General features: G+C 49.0%; 20 protein-coding genes. 18 read left to right on the plus strand and 2 right to left on the minus strand.

All coding sequences use genetic code 11. From position 1 onward, the window contains the following. The 7 genes from NOM90_RS08905 to NOM90_RS08935 form a co-directional block, all read left to right on the plus strand. Window positions 1-528 (plus strand): LPXTG cell wall anchor domain-containing protein (locus tag NOM90_RS08905; protein ID WP_255941416.1); only part of this gene is annotated, 528 nt, incomplete at its 5' end. 185 nt (window positions 529-713) lie between these two features. After that, window positions 714-1,001, plus strand: a complete 288-nt coding sequence (locus NOM90_RS08910; RefSeq protein WP_255941418.1) for a Dabb family protein — start codon at window positions 714-716, stop codon at window positions 999-1,001. Between the two features lie 34 nt (window positions 1,002-1,035). Continuing rightward, complete coding sequence (locus NOM90_RS08915) at window positions 1,036-1,473, plus strand: DUF86 domain-containing protein (protein WP_255941420.1); 438 nt, start codon at window positions 1,036-1,038, stop codon at window positions 1,471-1,473. 39 nt (window positions 1,474-1,512) lie between these two features. Continuing rightward, window positions 1,513-2,607, plus strand: coding sequence for a DUF4261 domain-containing protein (locus tag NOM90_RS08920; RefSeq protein ID WP_255941422.1), 1,095 nt, complete (start codon window positions 1,513-1,515; stop codon window positions 2,605-2,607). 96 nt (window positions 2,608-2,703) lie between these two features. Further along, window positions 2,704-3,510, plus strand: a complete 807-nt coding sequence (racE, locus tag NOM90_RS08925) for a glutamate racemase (protein WP_255941424.1) — start codon at window positions 2,704-2,706, stop codon at window positions 3,508-3,510. Between the two features lie 65 nt (window positions 3,511-3,575). Beyond that, window positions 3,576-3,881 (plus strand): HesB/IscA family protein, encoded by a 306-nt coding sequence (locus tag NOM90_RS08930; protein ID WP_255941425.1) that lies wholly within the window; start codon window positions 3,576-3,578, stop codon window positions 3,879-3,881. Between the two features lie 31 nt (window positions 3,882-3,912). Then, the gene (locus NOM90_RS08935; protein ID WP_087801797.1) at window positions 3,913-4,140 is read left to right on the plus strand and encodes a YuzB family protein; all 228 of its coding nucleotides are present in this window, start codon (window positions 3,913-3,915) and stop codon (window positions 4,138-4,140) included. 55 nt (window positions 4,141-4,195) lie between these two features. Here NOM90_RS08935 and NOM90_RS08940 read toward each other — a convergent pair whose 3' ends face one another. Further along, window positions 4,196-6,202 carry an LTA synthase family protein gene (locus tag NOM90_RS08940; protein ID WP_255941428.1) on the minus strand — a complete coding sequence of 669 codons (2,007 nt, stop codon included), beginning with the start codon at window positions 6,200-6,202 and terminating at the stop codon, window positions 4,196-4,198. Window positions 6,203-6,214: 12 nt separating this feature from the next. Further along, complete coding sequence (locus tag NOM90_RS08945; RefSeq protein WP_255941430.1) at window positions 6,215-7,360, minus strand: THUMP domain-containing class I SAM-dependent RNA methyltransferase; 1,146 nt, start codon at window positions 7,358-7,360, stop codon at window positions 6,215-6,217. A 254-nt stretch (window positions 7,361-7,614) separates the two neighbouring features. Between NOM90_RS08945 and NOM90_RS08950 the strand changes: the two genes are divergently transcribed. The 11 genes from NOM90_RS08950 (at window position 7,615) to NOM90_RS09000 (ending at window position 19,757) form a co-directional block, all read left to right on the plus strand. Further along, entirely contained in the window at window positions 7,615-8,271 is a 657-nt protein-coding gene (locus NOM90_RS08950) for an O-methyltransferase (RefSeq protein WP_255941431.1), read from the plus strand. Window positions 8,272-8,456: 185 nt separating this feature from the next. Then, window positions 8,457-9,530, plus strand: a complete 1,074-nt coding sequence (gene hemE, locus NOM90_RS08955; protein WP_255941432.1) for a uroporphyrinogen decarboxylase — start codon at window positions 8,457-8,459, stop codon at window positions 9,528-9,530. A gap of 75 nt (window positions 9,531-9,605) precedes the next feature. Continuing rightward, window positions 9,606-10,559, plus strand: a complete 954-nt coding sequence (gene hemH / locus NOM90_RS08960; RefSeq protein WP_255941433.1) for a ferrochelatase — start codon at window positions 9,606-9,608, stop codon at window positions 10,557-10,559. Further along, window positions 10,552-11,979 (plus strand): protoporphyrinogen oxidase, encoded by a 1,428-nt coding sequence (gene hemY, locus NOM90_RS08965; protein ID WP_255941434.1) that lies wholly within the window; start codon window positions 10,552-10,554, stop codon window positions 11,977-11,979. Before hemH ends, hemY begins: the two co-directional genes overlap by 8 nt. Before the next feature lie 280 nt (window positions 11,980-12,259). Beyond that, window positions 12,260-13,780 (plus strand): CapA family protein, encoded by a 1,521-nt coding sequence (locus NOM90_RS08970; RefSeq protein ID WP_255941435.1) that lies wholly within the window; start codon window positions 12,260-12,262, stop codon window positions 13,778-13,780. A gap of 24 nt (window positions 13,781-13,804) precedes the next feature. Then, window positions 13,805-14,581 (plus strand): glycerophosphodiester phosphodiesterase, encoded by a 777-nt coding sequence (locus tag NOM90_RS08975; RefSeq protein ID WP_255941436.1) that lies wholly within the window; start codon window positions 13,805-13,807, stop codon window positions 14,579-14,581. 32 nt (window positions 14,582-14,613) lie between these two features. After that, complete coding sequence (locus NOM90_RS08980; protein WP_255941437.1) at window positions 14,614-15,240, plus strand: fumarylacetoacetate hydrolase family protein; 627 nt, start codon at window positions 14,614-14,616, stop codon at window positions 15,238-15,240. 37 nt (window positions 15,241-15,277) lie between these two features. Further along, window positions 15,278-16,099: a DUF92 domain-containing protein gene (locus NOM90_RS08985; RefSeq protein WP_255941438.1), complete on the plus strand. Its 822-nt coding sequence runs from the start codon at window positions 15,278-15,280 to the stop codon at window positions 16,097-16,099. Further along, a complete protein-coding gene (locus tag NOM90_RS08990; RefSeq protein ID WP_255941440.1) occupies window positions 16,096-16,671 on the plus strand; it encodes a TetR/AcrR family transcriptional regulator in 576 nt (191 codons plus the stop codon). Before NOM90_RS08985 ends, NOM90_RS08990 begins: the two co-directional genes overlap by 4 nt. 107 nt (window positions 16,672-16,778) lie before the next feature. Further along, window positions 16,779-18,737, plus strand: a complete 1,959-nt coding sequence (locus NOM90_RS08995; protein WP_255941442.1) for an ABC-F family ATP-binding cassette domain-containing protein — start codon at window positions 16,779-16,781, stop codon at window positions 18,735-18,737. A gap of 291 nt (window positions 18,738-19,028) precedes the next feature. Continuing rightward, a complete protein-coding gene (locus tag NOM90_RS09000) occupies window positions 19,029-19,757 on the plus strand; it encodes a hypothetical protein (RefSeq protein WP_255941443.1) in 729 nt (242 codons plus the stop codon). The last annotated feature ends 64 nt before the right edge of the window (window positions 19,758-19,821 follow it).

Below are 19,821 nucleotides of genomic sequence, written 5' to 3' on the forward strand. Positions count from 1 at the left end.
ACGCCGACTACGCCAAACCCAGGAACAGGCAGTAACAATGGCGGCGTAACGGTTGACGGCGAAGTTGTAGGCACGGTACCTGGAGTAATCGTGGCAGTAGGTGGAACTGTACCTGCTACACCGATTGTACCGACAACAGAGCCAAGCAATACCGATGAAGATAACACGGTCAGCAATCCAGTCACGGCAGCTTCGACTTCGGATGGTGAAGAAATTGATGAATTGACGCCGATGACTGAAGTCGATCGCGATGGTAATCAAAGCCCGACTGTAGTTGCCGAACCTTCGGTAAATACCCTCGGAAATATGACTACCGCTATGGCTACGACACCAGCAACCGATATGATGATGGACAATGCTATGAATGAAAGTGCAGCTCAAGAGATGAACGCTAACGCAGCGATGAATTGGAACGGAGCTTCCGAGCTTCCGCAAACCGGAGAAAACGGTAACGACAATCTGTTTGTATATGCCGGTCTGATGTTAGTCGCATCCGGTATGGCAATTCGTTTTCGTCGCTCGCGTTAACAGCAAATGATCTTGTTATAGACTGCTTGCCGAATTTTCGGCAGCAGTCTTTTTTATGAAGACTCATGATTTTTCAATAAATCGACTTCCTTGATTTTGGCTGTAACCGCTCTCGTTATGATATAGTTTTGGTATAAGCTTTTTTTGAAAATGAATTCAATGGCATAGGAGATGGCAAAACCCATATGATTAAACATATCGTCTTTTTCAAATTGAAAAATCGTTCAGCAGAAAGCATAGCGGAAGCAGCCGACGTGCTACGCAGTATGGACGGGAAGATTGAGCAGCTTCGTTCGCTAGAAGTTGGCACAGATATCTTACGTACCGAACGTTCTTACGATATTGCATTAACAGCGACATTAGATACGTTAGACGATTTGGAAAGGTACCAGACACATCCCGAGCATCAGAAAATTATCGAATACATCAACGGAGTCAAAGATATTTCACTCGCAGTCGACTACGAAATCTAATCGGCTTTAGGGGTACCCATAGGAGGAACTTGCCTTGTATTACGTCAATCAGGAACAGATCGAGAAGCGTTTATTGTCTTTACCGCAAACGATTGAAGCTATGCGTCTTGTAGCGGCGGAATGGGAAGGCACGCTGCTTCAGGGAATGGCGCAAGAAAGAGCATTGCATCTGGCTTTGGAAGCCGTAACGGATATCGGCAGCTACCTTATCGACGGCTTTATTATGCGCGATGCCGGAAGTTATGAAGATATTATCGAAATTATCCACGGCGAGACGGTGATCGACGACGAACTGCGCGAAATGATGTTGCAGCTAGTTCGATTGCGTCGCCCGTTGGTACAAGATTATTACGAATGGGACCGCAAAGCTTTGCACCCGTTAACGATGCAGCTCCCTACCGCTTTGGAACATTTTGCGGATCGAGTCAATCGTTATTTGCTGAGCGAACTGGGAAAAAGCCAACCGCAATAAGCAAATGAAGCGGATAGATATGGAAGGGGACGTACACTCATGACCGATTCAACGCAAGAACAACCAAAAGAAGGCAAAAAACTAAAACCCGGATTTCATCCGGTATACGCAGTCGAACTGCTTTTCAGAGAAGAGCCCCATCTGAATCCGGTTCATATTTTTGAACGTATTCAGCAGCGGATTCCGCGCACCGCAATCAACAGCGGGCCTTTTCGTGAAGCGGAACAAGTAGAGAATGAAGCGCTGCGCCGCAAAGAAACGACAGGTAGCGATAACTTTGAATTAGCCGCTGTTTTTTATCATAGTGATTATACGGTGTCGTTTACTGATGCCGAAGTACCCGCGCAGACCCGCGTATTCCAACCCAGGAAGCTTCGAGAAGATCTGAATTGGGAAGGCGTGCTGCAACAAAGCTGGAAATGGGAAGGCGGAGAAGAACGGTTAGGCAAGTACAAATACGCGGTCACGTTGTGCGACTGGTATGCGGCAATGTTACCGTTCGAGCGTCGCCTTGAAATGTTCCAGTCGGTACTCGTTAGCTTGATCGAAGCGAGCGGATGCGACGCGATCTATTGGCAACCAAGCGGACAACTGATCGATGCCGGTTCATTCTTGGATTCTTATCAAAATGAACCGCTGTATGGCGCGCTAAATGTCAGAGTTTATCAAATGAAACGTCCGAACGAAGTATTGGTCGATACACTCGGATTGTCGGCACTAGGAGTACCGGATATTCAATCCCGTGTAAACGAATTGACGCCGGATCGCGTCATTCCGATGATTTACGGCGCTTCTTATTATGTATATGGCAACAGCGGCGAAGTCGCAGAAGGGCAATTGCTTGGCGGTGCAGGCTTGAGATGGCGATGCGAAAGTCAGCGCTCCGTGATCGCTCCAGAACGGATCGTAATCGACTTGAATCCGGGTCATCCGTATTATTCGGGAACCCAGACCGAAGATCCGGTGGGTTACGAGAAAGAAGCGGATTCGGAATGGGAAGAAGAGTCCAGTTCGGGTTACCGTCTGCGTGACGAAGAAGGTAGCGAATTCCGTTCCGAGAGCGAATACCGCATGCACGAACAACAACGACAAGCAGCGAATTCTTCAAGTGACGCAAAACCGGAGGAAGAGTAATCTTTTTACGTGAAAAAGTGACTTGCGAGGACGATAGAGCTTCGTTATGATAGCAGTTACGTGGGTAAAAAAATGATATGAAGGAAGCGTGTATTTGTGCAGCAAGCTATTGCGATATTAGATTCGGGCGTCGGTGGTCTGACTGTGGCAAAAGAAATGATGCGTCAATTGCCGAGAGAATCGATGATCTATTTTGGCGATACGGCGCGCACTCCTTACGGACCGCGTGATCTTCAAGAAGTTCGCTCCTTTACGCACCAGATCGTCGATCATTTGATGACGTACAATCCGAAAATGATTGTGATTGCTTGCAATACAGCAACAGCCGCTGCGCTGGACGAGATTACGGACAAACTGGATATTCCGGTCATCGGAGTCATTCATCCGGGCGCTCGCGCTGCGATCAGCAAAGCCAGCAATGGAAGTATCGGAGTCATTGGGACGCAAGGAACGATCGATAGCGGTGCATATACGCATGCTTTGGAGCAGATTTCGCCGTTCGTTAATGTTGTGAGCCGTGCCTGCCCGTCTTTTGTACCTTTAGTCGAACAAGGTCATTTCGACAGCCGAGCGACTTACGAGATTGTCAAAAACGAACTGCAACCGCTGCGCGAATTACCGCTCGATTGCTTGATTTTGGGCTGTACGCATTATCCGTTTCTTGCCGATACGATTCAGCGTGTCATGGGACCGTCCGTGAACCTGATCAGTTCGGCAGAAGAAACAGCAAGAGAAGTGAGTACGATTTTGTATGAAAAAGGGCAGTTGGAAATCAGCGACGATATCCCTCAGCATACTTTTTTGTATACGGGAGCTTCAGAGCTATTCGAGAAGATCTCCAAAAAGTGGTTAGCCGAGTATCTGACGCGAACCCAATCGACTTGGCAAAACGTTTCATTGTAAGTTCTGATCAACCCAAAAAACCAAGGAAAGCCGCGGCAACTGCCGTAGGCGAGAGGAGTCTATTTATGAAAGTCAAAATTACGCGTAACGCTGCCAAAAAATTGCTGGAAGAGTTGAACAAAGAAGAAAACAAAGATATGTACGTGCGTGTTTTCGTAACCCATTCGCATGGCGATCATGCCCACTACGGCATGGATGTCGATAAGCAAAAAGACGGCGACGAATTGGTGGCTACAGATAAAGACATCAGCGTATTGGTGGATGCTAGCGAGCCAATGCTGGACGGAATCAAAATCGATTACCTGTATAGCACCCAAGAAGAAGGGTTCGTTATTACAAATCCTTCGCAAGGAAACCACGGCGACCATTAATTTCATGTGTCGATAGAAGAAGGGAAGAATCATGGCTAACGATATTCGCGTCTGCGATAAATGTCAGCATGTACGGATGAAAACCATCGTACCGAAGCTGCAAAAAATGGCTCCCGATGCCGAGATCAAAATCGGTTGCAAATCGTATTGCGGTCCTTGCGGCAAACGAGCTTTTGTGTTTATTAACGGTCGCTACGTGAGCGCTCCGACGGAAGCCGAAGTGCTTGAGAAAGTCGCTCCGTTTATTAAAAAGTCTTAAAAAAGAGCATAGCAAAAAGCCCGAAGTTCCGATGTACTGGAACCTTGGGCTTTTTTTATTTCGATTCATTGAGTACTGGAATCAAATCTTTAGCAATCACATCATCGGAGATCGATAACCGCTTGACCGCTTCTTCGTAACCAGCCCGTGCTTTTTCCACATCTGTCGGCTGACCGGTATTCAAGTCGTAACAAATCCCGTTCTCGAACACGCCATCTGCGGAAGGTTCATAATAAATTTGACCATCTGCAAAAGCTCCGGTACGCAGTACGACTAATGAATTCGAATCCGATTGGTTTAGCAAATTTCTGCCCATAAGCGGATATTTGCCTGCATCTATGCCAAGCAGATTAAGCAAGGTCGGCATTGTATCGAGTTGCCCGCCAGGCTGCGAATACGTTCCGGCAAGTTTGCCATCCGGCAAATGAATCAATAGCGGCACTTGACCCATCATCTGACTGTATTCAAATTCCGAGACCGGCTTTTCAAGCAATTTGCTTACGGATTCTCGTTCGTCGAGCGAAAAATCATGATCGCCGTAGAACACGAAGATCGTATTTTCCCATAACCCGTCTTTTTTCAGGCGTTCAATCATATCTCCAAGCGCTGAATCTAAGTAGTGAACCGATTGCAGGTAGTCGCCAAACACCGTATTTTCAAATTCACCGACCGGCAGTTTGTCTTCTTCGGGCAAGTCCAGATTGTACGGATGATGACTACTTAGCGTAATCAAAAATGAATAAAAAGGCTCTGGCATTTGCTCCATATATCCGACCGATTGATTCAAGAATGAGCGATCGCCAAGCGACCAGCCGAGCGGTTCATCGATCTTAAACTCTTTTTCGGTATAAAAATGATCGTAACCCATCTCCTGATACATCCGATTGCGATTCCAGAAGCTACCGTCATACGCATGGAAGACGCTTGAGGTATAGCCTTCTTTTTTCAAAATCGAAGACATCGTATCAAAAGCATTGTTGGCATATCGGATAAACACCGAACCGGAAGGAAGCGGATGCAGCGAAATATTGGTCGCCAGATCGGCATCCGAAGTACGACCTTGACCTGTCTGATGATAAAAATGATCGAAATACAGACTGTCTTCACGTAACGCATCCAGATTCGGCGTGATCGCTTGCCCGTCGATTTTTTTGCCAACAAAAAAGTTCATAAACGCTTCGCCTTGTACGGTAACAACGTTGCTGCCTTTATACGCGCCAAGAAGTTCCGCTGAACTGCTACGAGCTGCTTGATGGTCTTGAAACCAGTCGCGAATTTCAGATAGGCGTTCCTCAGGAAGCGGCTGCCCTTTGTTGATTTCGGTCTGTACATAACGGTACGAATCGATCAGATGAAAGCCGAGTAACCCTGTCACATTGTACATCGAGACGTTCCACCAATTGTTTTCTAACAAATTTTTTGCCCAAGTCTGAGACGCATGGCGGATCGGGAAAAAGGCGGCACTGAATCCGATAATCAGAATCAACAGCCCGGCAGGTAGACGTCTTGTCAAAAATACACGAAAGCGCGAACCGCGCTGCGCAGAGTGGTTGACCGAATAATCTATCGAATAACCAGACCCCGACTTTGCTTTGCGGCGCCGCGACCAACTCCATAATGCACCGATCAACATCAACGGAAAATCAGCGAAAAACCACAGATCGCGCCAATGAAGCAATTCTCCTATACTGCCGCCAAGCGATTCGACTTGCCCGGCTTGCAGCAGCACCGGAATCGTCAAAAAATCGCCGAAATAACGGAAATAAACGAGGTCGGCAAAAATAACAAAGGAAAGCAGGAAGTTCATTAAAGCCAGCGCCCATAATACACCGCGACTCGGTAGCCATAGGATCCAAAAAGTCAGAACGAGCAAGCAACCTGCGGCAATAAGAAAATCAATCCCGCTCATATCGATATACGGCAAGTTCAGTTCATGATCGAGTAGATTCAACTTGCCAAGCATCAACGCTACAAAAATTAGATAAGCGATCCAAGTAAACCAAAAACCCGGCTTGCCGCCGGGTCTTGGGAAAGAAGTCGATAAAAAATTCCATCGTGACATTGAAGTTCCTCCTTAACGGCGCGGAGGCAGTGGACCTAAAAATTGCAGGAACTGACACTCGATCCGTCCGTTGAACAGTTTGCGGCGTTTGTCCGCTTTTTTACCGAACTTTTGCTCGAAGTTCGGAGTCGGGGTAATCGCGAAGAATGACCAATCTTTCAAATCGAGCGCCGCGCGTCCGAGTTGTTGGATCATTTTTTCGACTTCTTCTTCTTCGCTCAGACGTTCGCCGTAAGGCGGGTTCGTGATGACGCAGCCGAATTTGCCTTCGGCTTTGAATCGAGCGACAGGCTGTACCGTAAAGGTGATTTCGCTGCCAAGACCTGCGCGCTTCGCGGAAGCTTTCGCAATCTCGATCGATTCCGGATCGATATCGCTGCCGCCGATATTCAGCGAAATCTCGTCGCGAACCGCGTCAAACGCTTCGTCGCGCGCTTGCGTCCACAATTCTTCCGGTACAAAGTCCCAACGTTCAGACGGGAAGCTGCGGCGTAGACCCGGTGCGATATTCCATCCGATCAGAGCAGCTTCGATCGGCAGCGTGCCGGAACCGCAGAACGGATCGTAGAACGGACGGTGCGGGCCCCAACGGCTTAACAAGATCAAAGCAGCTGCCATCGTTTCTTTAAGCGGAGCTTCGACCGTCGTTTTGCGGTATCCGCGTTTGTGCAGCGAAGGGCCTGTCGTATCAAGTGTGATCGTCGCGATATCGTTGAGCAAGATGATTTCGAGCGTGTAGAGAGGGCCGTCTTCATCGAACCATTCCGTGCGATACGATTCTTTCATTTTTTCGACAACGGCTTTTTTTACGATCGATTGGCAAGCCGGTACGCTGGTCAGTTGAGACTTATGCGAACGACCGTTAACGGGGAATTCGCCGTACTCCGGGATAAAAGCTGCCCAATCAACCGCTTTTGCTCCTTCAAACAATTGTTCGAAAGTAACCGCTGGATATTCAGCCATTTTGATCAAAACGCGGTCGGCGGTACGCAGCCATAGATTGGTGCGGCAAATATCCGCCGGGGTTCCGGTAAAGATGACGCGACCGTTCTGGGTACGTGCATCGGTGTAACCGAGGTCTTTCAGTTCGCGTGCAACGACCGCTTCGATTCCCATCGCGCAAGTCGCCATCAATGTTAGTTGTTCTGGAATTTTCATAAGTTCAGCTCCGTTTATTAAAGGTAAAAAGCAGAAGTTCGCAAGACGCATCCGAGCGAAGAAAATCGGCTCTGCGGCTTGTGAAGCCTGCAATAACGTCGTACAATGGTGAGATGAAGACTGACGTATCCGGGCGCAAAAAGGCGTGCCGGAAGTATTGGTGTGTCCAATGCTCAATCTAGTATAGGGGAACACCGCTGTGGTGACAATATATTTGGAAACAATGGATCAGTGAAAACGGAGAGTGAGAAGCAATGAGCGACTTGCATACGCAAGCGTCGGCGGCTGAAGCTTACATGGACAGCTTGGCTCGCGAAGACGAATTATTGATTAGAATTAAAGAAACGATTCACGCGGCGAAAATGCCGGACGTATCGGTTGCGCCGGGATACGGCAAAATGTTGACGTTGTTAGTCCAGTTGACCGGTGCTAAAAATATTTTGGAAATCGGAGCTTTGGGCGGGTATAGCGGGATCTGCATGGCGCGCGGAATGGGCGAAGACGGCACATTGACGTCGCTTGAATTAAGACCCGATTATGCGGAAGTCGCGCGCAAACATCTGATCGAAGCGGGATTTGGCGACCAGACGCGTTATATGATCGGAGAAGCGGTCGATAGTTTGGCGCAGCTCAAAGCCGAAGGCCGAACATTCGATTTCTTTTTTATCGATGCGGATAAATTAAATTACTTGAACTACTTGGATATGGCAATCGAATTGTCGAATCCGGGCGCCGTCATTGTCGCGGACAATCTGTTGCTGCGCGGACGCACGCTGAACTTAGAGCGTAACGGCCCGGCGATTCAGATCGTGCGGGAATTTAACCGCCGTATGGCGGATGACCCACGATTGCTCGGAACGTTATTGCCGGCTTATGACGGTCTCGCGATCGCAATGGTGAAGAAAGCGTGAATATTGAATGATAAAACACCCGAAGTGGTTTCCAAGAGACAACTTCGGGTGGATAATATATAGATACGAAAACGTCAAACAATCGTCGTAATCATCGCTTGTGACGAATAGTTCAAAGGCGCATAATAAAGTAGACGAGTTTACAATCGATAGTTACTCAAGTAGGTAGAGGAGGTTTTATGAACATGACGTACAACGACCGCTTTATTCGAGCCTGTTATGGTCAAGAGGTCGATCGGTTGCCAGTGTGGTATATGAGGCAAGCCGGTAGATACGACCCTGAATATCGTAAAATCAAAGAAAATTATTCGTTGCTCGAAATTTGCCGCCGTCCTGAACTTGCTGCCGAAGTCACGTTGATGCCTGTACGCAAGCTAGGTGTAGACGCGGCTATTTTGTATTCGGACATTATGAATCCGGTTGCCTCGCTCGGCATCGATTTTGATATTGTCAAAGATATCGGCCCGGTGATCGACAATCCGATTCGCAGTCATGCGGATGTAGAGCGACTGCGCCCGATCGATGTCGAAGGCGATCTCGGCCATGTATTGGAAACGATTCGGATATTGAACCGCGAGCTGGACGTGCCATTGATTACGTTCGCCGGGGCTCCGTTTACGATTGCCAGTTATTTAATCGAAGGACGTCCGTCCAAAAACTATATTCGCACCAAAACGATGATGTACAGCGAGCCGAAAACTTGGTTTGCGCTAATGGATAAGCTTGGCGATATGGTCATTGCTTATTTGCGCGCGCATATCCAAAACGGTGGCAAAGCTTTCCAAGTGTTCGATAGCTGGGTCGGCGCATTGTCACCGGCAGATTTCTCGCATTACGTATTGCCAACGATCACGCGGATTTTCGATGAACTTTCGGCAATGCCGGAGATGCAAAATATCCCGAAAATTTATTTCCCGGGCGTAAGTTCGGGTGAACTTCTTCCTACGCTGCGCGGATTAAAAGCCAATGTGATCGGATTGGATTGGCGCGTATCGATCGCAGAAGGTCGCAAACGGTTAGGCGAAGGTTATGCCGTGCAAGGCAATCTCGATCCATTCGTATTGACGGCGCCGCAAGACATGATTCACCAGCGTGCGGCGGCTATTATCGATGAAGGCGTGCAGAAGCCGGGTTATATCTTCAACTTGGGGCACGGATTATTCCCGGAAGCGTCGCTGGATAAGCTGCGCGAGTTGACGGGCTATGTGCATGAGTATTCGGAGCAAGCGATCGCGCGCGCTTCGGCACCATTCAAATAAAGTATAGATTGCACGTATACAGATTGCGGAACGTTATGGAATAAAAATCATGCTTAGGAGAGGGGAAACTTTAAGATGAAGAAAAAAGTCGGAGTACTTGTCATGTCTTACGGAACGCCAAAAGATCTGGATGATGTCGAAGCGTATTACACGCATATTCGCAGAGGAAGACCGCCTGAGCCGGAACAACTCAAAGAATTGAAAGATCGTTACGAAGCGATTGTCGGCGGCGTGTTTCCGCTTCGCGAAAACACAGACCGCCAAGTCGAACATATTCAAGCCGAACTCAATGCGATGGATGTGCCGGACGTTGAATTTGTTTGTTACCAAGGGTTAAAACATGCGTATCCGTTTATCGAAGACGGCGTCGAGCAGCTTGCGGCAGACGGAATCAAAGAAGCGGTCGGTATCGTGCTTGCGCCGCATTACTCGACGATGAGTGTGGGCAGTTATATCAAGCGTGCCAAAGAAACCGCGGAAAAAACCGGCGTTCATATGAGCTTTATCGAAAGTTACCATCTGCATCCGAAGCTGATCGAAGCGTTCGCGAATCGAGTGAACAAAAAGCTGGATGCTTTCGTGGAAACCGGCGCGGGGCGCGACGAAGTGAAAGTATTGTTCAGCGCGCATAGCTTGCCGGAACGCATCTTGTCGATCGGCGATCCGTACCGCGATCAATTGCTGGAGACATCTAAAGCGGTAGCCGCTGCGACAGGCGTCACCAATTGGCAGTTCACTTGGCAAAGCGCGGGACGTACCGCGGAGCCGTGGCTTGGACCCGACGTGCTGGAGACGATGAAAGATCTGTCCGAACAAGACGTCCGTTATATGCTGGTATCGCCGCTTGGTTTCGTATCCGACCATTTGGAAGTGTTATACGATCTGGATATCGAAGCACAAGAAGTAGCGGCTGAATTGGATGTTCGCTTAATGCGCATCGATTCGCTCAATACCGATCCGCTATATATGCAGACGCTTGCGGATTGCATTGTGACCGAGTATCAAAAAGGGGCGCTGCTTCATGGCTGAACCGCGTAACGTCGTCATCATCGGCGGAGGCCTAACCGGTCTTAGCGCCGCCTTTTACACGCGAAAATTACTGCGCGAAGCTGGGGTCGATCCAGTCGTGACCGTAGTCGAAAAAGGCAGCGTATGGGGCGGGAAGATCGAGACGTTGCACAAAGAAGGCTTTGTGATCGAAAAAGGTCCCGATTCATTCCTGGCACGCAAAACGGCGATGGTGGATTTGGCAAAAGAACTTGAGATCGATCACGAACTCGTGACGACCAATCCCGAAGCGAAAAAAACGTATTTGCTGCATAAAGGCACACTGCACGAAATGCCTCCGGGTCTGGTACTCGGGATTCCGACGCAGATCGGCCCTTTTCTCAAAAGCAAACTGGTATCGCCAGCCGGAAAAATCCGTGCTTTGATGGATTATGTGTTGCCGGCTCGCCGAACCGAAGAAGACGAATCGCTAGGGCATTTTATCGAAAGACGCTTAGGTCATGAAGTATTGGATAATGTGACCGAACCGCTGCTTGCCGGTATTTATGCAGGCGATACCCGTCATCTAAGCTTGAACTCGACATTCCCGCAATTCGGCGTCGTGGAACGTGAACATGGCAGTCTGATCCGCGGGATGATGAGCGGACGCAAGCCGACGGAGACGCATACGGGTACGAAAAAAAGTATGTTTTTAACGTTCCGTCAAGGTCTGCAAAGCATGGTTCATGCGCTTGTAACCGAACTTTCGGGGAATGTAGATCTACGCTTGAACACCGGAGCGGAGTCGATTACGAAGCTTCCGCAAGGCGGTTATACCGTACAATTGCAAGACGGAAGTACCCTTCAAGCAGACGATATTATCGTGACCACGCCTACTTTTGCCACTTCCAAGCTGCTTGCGCCGCATGTGAATACGGCAGCGCTCGACGAGATCAAGTACGTATCGGTTGCGAATGTGGTATTGGCTTTCGATAAAAAAGATATTCGTACTAACTTCGACGGATCGGGCTTCCTCGTTCCGCGCAAAGAACATCGCACGATTACCGCTTGCACATGGACATCGACCAAGTGGCTGCATACGAGTAGCGACGATAAAGTGTTGATGCGTTGTTATGTAGGTCGCGCGGGCGAACAAGAAGCGTTGAAGCAAGACGATGCGGGATTGGTTGAATTGGTACGCAAAGACGTGCTGGATCTGATGGGAATCGACGCGCAGCCGTTGTTCACCGAAGTAACGCGTTTGAACCATTCGATGCCGCAATATCCGGTTGGGCATAAGCAAAAAATTCAAGACCTGCGTACACAGATGGCGCAAGCATTGCCGGGCGTGTATATCGCGGGAGCGGGATACGACGGAGTCGGTCTACCGGACTGTATTCGCCAAGCGAAAGAAATTTCGACAGCGATCGCAGCAGGTATTCCCGTGAAGTCGGTCGTGTAATGAAATAGAGTCAAGTGGAGTAAGCCGTTCTTGTTATCCCAGTGATAATAGGACGGTTTTTTCATATGGATCGATGACGCGGCGGTTTCTGCCGGATAACCAGCTATGCTATACTGTAAATGAGTTTTTACAGTCTGGGTACGTATAGAGATTCAACATGTATCCGTTGCAGTAGGGAGCGACCGGCGAGAAGTAGCCATAAGCATAAGGACTAAATAAGATAAAAAGAATAGATTTAGCGTTTCGCCGTGTTCACACAAGTTAAAGGAGAGTTTTGGTTTTGAACGATTCTGTAAGTTCGAGAAGTACTCGAACTAAAAAAGCCCGCAAGCGTAAGCGTCGGGTCTTATTAACCGTGAATTTGATTTTGGCGGTATTGATCTTGACCGGCGGCGCGCTGATTTTCGCGCGCGAACATGCCAAGAGCGAAGCTCGCACCGCCGCTGCTTTGAAAGCGGCGTACGCGCAGCAGCAGGCTGCGCCGGCACCTTCCGCGGATGACATCGCGGAAAGCCCTAAGCCGTCGGACGAGGTAACTTCGTCCGACGAACTTGAATCCGCCGCTACCGATGCGGCGGAAGACCCGGCGATCGGAAGCGTTGCCGCCGATCTGCCCGAGCCGTCCGGCGAAGAAGCTGCGTCGGACAACGGCGCCTCGGCAGACAAAGTTGCCGAGACCGAGCCGCCAAGCGGCGATGCCGCGGATTCCGCAAGCGAGAATCCGCCCGCAGCCGCATCGCCTAGCGGCACGGCTTCTTCCTCGGAAACGGAGAATTCCGAGCCAGAAGCGAAGCCTGCCGATTCCCCGAAAAAATCGGCAAGCAAAGACAATGCAAGTTCGTCAAGTGGCGGCAGCAGCGCCACCGTGAACTTGACGTTTGCCGGAGACGTAATCTTCTCCGGCAAAGTGCAATCGTTGTTGGATCAAGAAGGATATGATTATCCGTATACGTACGTGAAAGACCGGTTTAAAAACGATGATTTAACGGTTATAAATTTGGAAACCCCGGTGACATCCATGAATACAACCGGAGCAAGCAAGTCGTTTGTGTTCAAGTCGTCGCCCAAAGCGTTGGCTCCGCTCAAGCAATCCGGTGTCGATGTGGTCAACTTGGCGAATAACCATACGCTGGATCAAGGCATTCCCGGTCTGCTCGATACGATCAAAAATCTCGATGCCGCCGGAATCAAGCATGTCGGCGCAGGTAAAGACGCGTCTACCGCATATGCCCCGGTGTATGTCGAACGCAAAGGCGTAAAGATTGCTATTGTCGGCGTCAGCCGCGTATTACCGGAAACGCATTGGGCAGCCGGAGACAATCATCCCGGCGCCGCAAGCGCGTATGATCCGCAAGCCGCCGCGCATGCCGTAGCAGAAGCACGCAAAAACGCGGACGTCGTCGTCGCGATTGCCCATTGGGGCAAAGAGCGGGTCGATATGCCGGATGAAAACCAAAAAACATTAGCGCACGCCATGATTGATGCCGGAGCCGATCTGATTATCGGCGGTCATGCCCATGTCCTGCAAGGATTCGAACAGTACAAAGGCAAATGGATCGCTTACGGAACCGGCAACTTCATCTTTACCAAGTCGGCAACCGCGAAGACGTGGGAAACCGGTGTGTTCCAAGCGGAATGTACCAAAGACGGAGACTGCTCCATGAAGCTTGTGCCGTATTGGGCAGAAGTCGGACGTCCCGTGCCGATGGAGCAGCCAGACGCGCAAAAGCTGCTTAAACGCATAGAAACATTATCGCCGGGCGTCAAGATCGACGCCAAAGGAAATATCCGTGCCAATTGACGATGGATATAAGGAGTCATAGAAATGTTGAAAGGCTGTTGCGTGGCGCACCGAGGATTTTCTGGAGTCGCGCCCGAAAATACACTAGCGGCAATGAAGCTAGTCATGCAGATGAAAGAAATCCAGTGGATCGAGATCGACGTGCAGTTGTCGCAAGACGGCGTTCCGGTCGTCATTCACGACTTTACGTTGAATCGGACGACCAACGGTAACGGTATCGTGCATGAACAAAACATTGAGCAATTACGTCAGCTAGACGCAGGACGCTGGAAATCGCGCCTTTTTACCGGGCAACGGATTCCAACGCTGAGCGAACTGCTCGATACCGTTCAGGGACGATTGAAGCTGAATATCGAACTGAAGATCAAGCCGGACAGTTATCCCGGTCTGGCGCAAGCTGCCTTGCATGAGATACGCAAGCGAAAGATGGAGCAAGACGTGATCTTTACTTCGTTTGTGCCGCATATTTTGCTGGAATGTCGTGAAATCGCTCCGGAAATTCGGCGAGGATTGATTATCGATCAGCGTCCTGCCGATCTGATGGATAAGCTGCGCGAATATGGCTGCGACTTTTTATCGATCGGGCATCATCGGATTGATTCGCATTTTGTACGATCGACGATCGAAAGCGGGTTCGATATGATGGTATGGACGGTCGATTCGGTTCGCCGTATGCGAGAACTGAAAAGTATGCACCCGGATCTTATGATCTGTACGAACCGTCCAGACCGCTGGCTGCTCGCGCAAAAGTTACCGAATATCCGGGATCGTGCCAAGTGGCGTCGCTGGATGCCTTTTTAACCTCAAAATCCAATGAAGGTAGGAATATAACCATGATCGCTGTGAACAATGTGTACTGCGTTGGACGTAATTACAAAAAGCACGCTGAAGAATTAGGCAACGATGTTCCTACGGAACCGATGATCTTTTTGAAGCCTTCTCATGCGATCTGTGCGTTAGACTCTAATAACCCGACGATTGAAATGCCAAAAGAAGTAGGCGAAGTGCATTACGAGACCGAATTGGTTCTGCGGATCGGACGTGCTTATGAGCCGGGCATTACGGTAGAAAAATTGGTTTCTTCGGTCGCGCTCGGCATCGATTTTACGCTGCGCGACGTGCAATCGAAGATCAAAGCCAAAGGGCATCCGTGGACAGCTGCCAAAGGATTCCGCAATTCCGCGCCTTTGACGTCCGAAATTGCTTTTCCGGGAATAGAAGCTTTGAATGAAGCGACGTTCTCTATGCGCAAAAACGGCGAAGTCGTCCAATCCGGTAACATCACGAATATGATCTTCGATCTACAGACGTTAATCGATTATATCGGCGAACATTACGGGCTTGGCGAAGGTGACGTGATCTATACGGGAACACCGGAAGGCGTAGGTCCTACCGTGGCTGGCGATGTGCTTGAACTGTATTGGAACGAAGAAAAATGGGGCGGCTGCACCGTCGGCTAGACGGAATCAGTGACTTGCACAGGAGGCGTATCGTCAAGTGGATTGGATCATCGGAGCGATAGGCGCTTGCCTTGTAGCAGGTGCGGCTTACGCCAAAAGATCGTTGTCGGCTTCCGGCGCGATCGCAGCGATTCTAATGGGAACGATCTATTACGGAGCAGGGAATTTATTTTGGTTCGGTCTACTGCTGCTCTTTTTTATTACATCTAGTGTATTATCCAAAGTGAAACAAGCCGAGAAACGCCAAGCCGAGCAAATGTACGAAAAAAGCGGTCGGCGCGACGCGGTGCAAGTATTCGCCAACGGCGGAATCGGCATGATCTTGTGTCTCGGGAATTATGTTGTGCCTTCGCCGCTGTGGATCGGTGCTTTTGTCGGTGTGATGGCGACCGTTACGGCAGATACATGGGCAACCGAATGGGGCAGCCTGAGCAAAAGCCCGCCGCGTTCAATTACGACAGGAAAGCCGTTACCTGCTGGAACATCCGGCGGGGTGTCGCTTCGGGGAAGTCTAGCTGCGGTGGTCGGCGCGGGCATGATTGGCGTGTTTGCGGCGCTGCTGCTGCTCTGGACGAATAACGAATGGAGATCGCCGCTATGGGCTTGGATTCCGGCAGGGGTCATCGGCGGTACGGTTGGCGCTTTCGTCGATTCGTATCTAGGTGCAACGGCGCAAGTGATGTACCGCTGCCCCGTATGCGGCAAAAGCGTCGAAAGCCGTACCCATTGCGGGACGGCGACCGTGCGTTATCGCGGCTGGGCTTGGATGAATAATGATGCGGTAAACTTGCTGTCTTCAGTGACAGGCGGCGCCGTAGCGTTGGCAATTATGGTTGGAGCAGGGAGATGGTTCGGATGAGTGAAGCGCAGCGTGAAAAGCATGAAGCGATTCTCGATTCGGCTTTTGAAATTTTCGGTCAAAAAGGATTTTACGAAACGAAGATTTCGGATATTACGGAACACGCCGGAATCGCCAAAGGCACGATGTATTTGTATTTTAAAAGTAAAGAAGAATTGTTTACGGCGGTAACGCAGCGGGATTGGGATAACTTTTTGCGGAATCTCAATTATCGGGTGAAACAAGTCGAAGGGCTATCGCTCAAACTTCAACAAGTCGCCGAGCATCATTTGGAGTATTATTATGAACGGAAAGAACATGGGAAAATCTTTTTCCATGCGCCGAATAACGACCCGGAACTTATGAAGATGATGCACGACTTTTTGACTCGGTATATGGCAGCGGTGAAGACCATTTTGGAAGACGCGGGTATGGCGGATCCCGACTTTTATGCCAAAGCGTTTATCGGAATGTTGGATCGGCTGAAAATGGATATTTTGTTCGAAGGCGAATTTACGCGCGCCGAATTGGCACATCGGGTAGAGCAGACGGTTCGGCTGTTTTTACGCGGGAGCGAGCAAGAGTTAAAATGAAGGTAAGAAGTTCATCGATGAAGGATGTTCGTTCGGGCTTCCGCAGATCGCGGAGGTCCGTTTTTTAGCGTAAAGCACGGTTTTAGATAAAGGGGGAATAGACGGCAATGAATATTATGACCGTTGAACGCGTAAGTAAAAGTTACGGGGAAAAGGTTCTATTCGACGAAGCTTCGTTCGGCATGGAAGATCAAGATAAAATCGGGGTCGTTGGCGTCAACGGCACAGGGAAATCGACGTTTTTGAAAGTCGTCGCGGGGCTTGAGCAGCCGGATTCCGGGCAAGTGGTCAAAGGCAGCGGCGTTCGCGTTCGGTATTTGGCACAAAACCCGGATTTCGATCCAGAGCTTACGATTTTGCAGCAGTTGCTTCACGGTGAAGGCGATGAACTTGCGGCGGCACGATTTTATAGCGAGACCGCACTGCTGCTGGAGCAAGATCCGAATTCGGAAGAACTTCAGCAAAAACTGATGAAAGCCGGGCAAGAGCTAGATCGGTTGAACGCGTGGAGTATCGAAAGCGAAGCGAAAAGCGTGTTGTCGAAGCTCGGTCTGGATATTTTCGATGCGAAAATGGGTACGTTGTCCGGCGGTCAGCGCAAACGGGTCGCGTTGGCGGCGGCACTGGTGCAACCGTCCGAACTGCTGATCTTGGACGAGCCGACCAACCATATCGATTCCGAATCGGTTGCGTGGCTAGAGACGTATCTGAAAAAACGTCGCGGCGCGCTTCTCATGGTCACGCACGATCGGTACTTTTTGGATCGGGTCGCGGACGTGATGCTAGAGCTGGATTATGGCAAAATGCACCGTTATACCGCGAACTATTCGCGTTTTCTGGAATTGAAAGCCGAACGTGAAGAGCGCGAAGCGGCGACCGAAGATAAGCGTCAAAACCTGCTGCGCAAAGAACTGGCATGGATTCGCCGCGGAGCGAAAGCTCGTTCGACGAAGCAAAAAGCGCGTATTGATCGCTTCGAACAGTTGCAAGACGATAAGCCGCAGCAAAAAGCCGGCGATGTCGAAATGGCGACCTTGTCGGCAAGACTTGGACGTAAAGTATTGGAACTCGATCATGTGAGCAAGTCGATGGCGGGACGTCTGCTGATTGACGAGCTAACGTATATGACCGTGCCAGGTGATCGGATCGGGATCGTCGGTCCCAACGGACGCGGCAAATCGACGCTGCTCAATCTGATCGCAGGCGATCTGGAACCGGATAGCGGTACGGTCGATAAAGGATCGACCGTGCGCGTCGGTTATTTCCGTCAAGAAGATGCGGAGATGGACGTCAATATGCGGGCGATCGATTATATCAAAGAAGCCGCCGAGACCGTGAAGACGGACGAAGGAACCGTGACGGCATCGCAGATGTTGGAGCGTTTCTTGTTCACGCCGACCGCGCAGTGGACACCGATTGGCAAACTGTCCGGGGGCGAACGCCGTCGTCTGTACTTGCTGCGGATTCTGATCACGGCGCCGAACGTACTGCTGCTCGACGAGCCGACGAACGATCTGGATATTCAGACATTGACCGTGCTGGAAGATTACCTCGACGATTTCCCCGGCGTAATGATTACCGTATCTCACGACCGGTACTTCTTGGATCGCGTATGCGATAAATTGTTTGCTTTTGAAGGCGCGGGGAAAGTCGCGATCCATGCCGGGAACTACAGCGAGTATATGGAGCGCACGGGCGGCGGTTCGTTGAAAGACGGGTTCTCGGAAGGCGGGAAAGGGAGCGGCGGCAGCGGGAGTTCGGCTTCGGGCGCTGCTTCTTCGGCTAGTTCGAGTAATGCCACAACTGCTCCAGTTCCTGCTGCGAAAAAAGCGAAGTTCAGTTATAATGAGCAACGCGAGTACGAAAACATCGACGCGACGATCGAAGCGGCTGAGCAAAAGATCGCAGACATCGCGAGTGAGATGGAACGCTCCGCAAGCGATTCCGCAAAGCTTCAAGAGTTGATGCAAAAGCAGACCGAAGCCGAAGCGAAATTGGAAGAGTTGATGGAGCGCTGGACGTATCTGAATGAGCTTGCCGAACGGATTGAAGCGGAGCGGGGTTGAGTGGGATAGAGGTAGGTTGTTTGGATTAGGTTGAGTAGGTATGAAGGGAAAGGTCTTTAGACGAATGTTGCGTCTAAAGACCTTTTTTTGTTTTGGATTTTATAGTAAAAATGTATGTAAGGTGATAAAGTAGGTGGAAGTAAGTGAATGAGCATTTGCAGGTTAGTTTTACGTGAAATAAGCGTAGGAATGATGGATTTACGAAGTTCGGGAATACCTGCTTTTGAATGATATAAAAGAAGTTCGTGAATACGGGAACGTTATGTAAAATTCTAAAAAAGGAGTAATATTATGCTTAATAAAATCGAAAATTTCGAAAAAATAATTCTAAAATACCACCAAAATATAGTACACGATAGCGGTGGTGGTCAGGCTTTGAATTTTCCTGATTTTGATTTATTTGCACGGGATTACTTGAGATTTGCTGAAGAAGGATTAAATGATGGTTCCAATGCTAGTCTAATTAATTGTGTATCAAATTTAAAAAGAGCTATGGATTGTCAGATCGATACATTTTTTCATGCGATAAATTTATATAAATACATACATGATAAGAATTTAAAGTTCGAAAAAAAACTTGTTTTTATAGAAGATATAGGATTGTTTAGTTCTAGATCATTAAGAAAATTGAATACTATAAGAAACAAAATGGAACACCTTTATGAAGTTCCAAAAATAATCGAGATAGAATTATATTTTGAGTTAGTACATGCTTTAGTAAGATCGTTAGAAACTGCAATAACTCTTTTGGAATGGCACTCAGAATTAAACTTTGAAGTTTTTGAAGAAGTTGAACTTGAAGAAGTAAGAATAGGTCATATTAAACTTCATTATAAGCCTGAAAATCTTGGGTTTAATATTGCTTGGAAGGTGAATAATCAAGAAGAAAAATTTAAAGTTAGTATATATGATCATAAAGAATTTAGTTATATTTTTAGAGTTCACTTGCTCATGTACCAAATGAAAGGTATTGGAAGTACTGAATATATTGAATCAAAACTAAAGTATAATTCATGTTGATTTTAGAAGAGAACTTCACATAACATAATATTCACGCTGCGGGCATTCGCCCTGGGTTCGGCAT

Source organism: Saccharibacillus sp. JS10, assembly GCF_024436065.1.
In the GTDB taxonomy this organism is placed as follows: Bacteria; Bacillota; Bacilli; order Paenibacillales; family Paenibacillaceae; genus Saccharibacillus.

Bases quoted from the DNA above. Each gene is read 5' to 3' on its own strand.
- NOM90_RS09000 (WP_255941443.1), top strand. From the start codon at position 19,029: ATGCTTAATAAAATCGAAAATTTCGAAAAAATAATTCTAAAATACCAC.
- NOM90_RS08935 (WP_087801797.1), top strand. From the start codon at position 3,913: ATGGCTAACGATATTCGCGTCTGCGATAAATGTCAGCATGTACGGATG.
- hemY (WP_255941434.1), top strand. From the start codon at position 10,552: ATGGCTGAACCGCGTAACGTCGTCATCATCGGCGGAGGCCTAACCGGT.
- NOM90_RS08950 (WP_255941431.1), top strand. From the start codon at position 7,615: ATGAGCGACTTGCATACGCAAGCGTCGGCGGCTGAAGCTTACATGGAC.
- hemH (WP_255941433.1), top strand. From the start codon at position 9,606: ATGAAGAAAAAAGTCGGAGTACTTGTCATGTCTTACGGAACGCCAAAA.
- NOM90_RS08910 (WP_255941418.1), top strand. From the start codon at position 714: ATGATTAAACATATCGTCTTTTTCAAATTGAAAAATCGTTCAGCAGAA.
- NOM90_RS08930 (WP_255941425.1), top strand. From the start codon at position 3,576: ATGAAAGTCAAAATTACGCGTAACGCTGCCAAAAAATTGCTGGAAGAG.
- NOM90_RS08945 (WP_255941430.1), bottom strand. From the start codon at position 7,360: ATGAAAATTCCAGAACAACTAACATTGATGGCGACTTGCGCGATGGGA.
- NOM90_RS08920 (WP_255941422.1), top strand. From the start codon at position 1,513: ATGACCGATTCAACGCAAGAACAACCAAAAGAAGGCAAAAAACTAAAA.
- NOM90_RS08975 (WP_255941436.1), top strand. From the start codon at position 13,805: ATGTTGAAAGGCTGTTGCGTGGCGCACCGAGGATTTTCTGGAGTCGCG.
- NOM90_RS08980 (WP_255941437.1), top strand. From the start codon at position 14,614: ATGATCGCTGTGAACAATGTGTACTGCGTTGGACGTAATTACAAAAAG.
- NOM90_RS08990 (WP_255941440.1), top strand. From the start codon at position 16,096: ATGAGTGAAGCGCAGCGTGAAAAGCATGAAGCGATTCTCGATTCGGCT.
- NOM90_RS08940 (WP_255941428.1), bottom strand. From the start codon at position 6,202: ATGTCACGATGGAATTTTTTATCGACTTCTTTCCCAAGACCCGGCGGC.
- hemE (WP_255941432.1), top strand. From the start codon at position 8,457: ATGACGTACAACGACCGCTTTATTCGAGCCTGTTATGGTCAAGAGGTC.
- NOM90_RS08995 (WP_255941442.1), top strand. From the start codon at position 16,779: ATGAATATTATGACCGTTGAACGCGTAAGTAAAAGTTACGGGGAAAAG.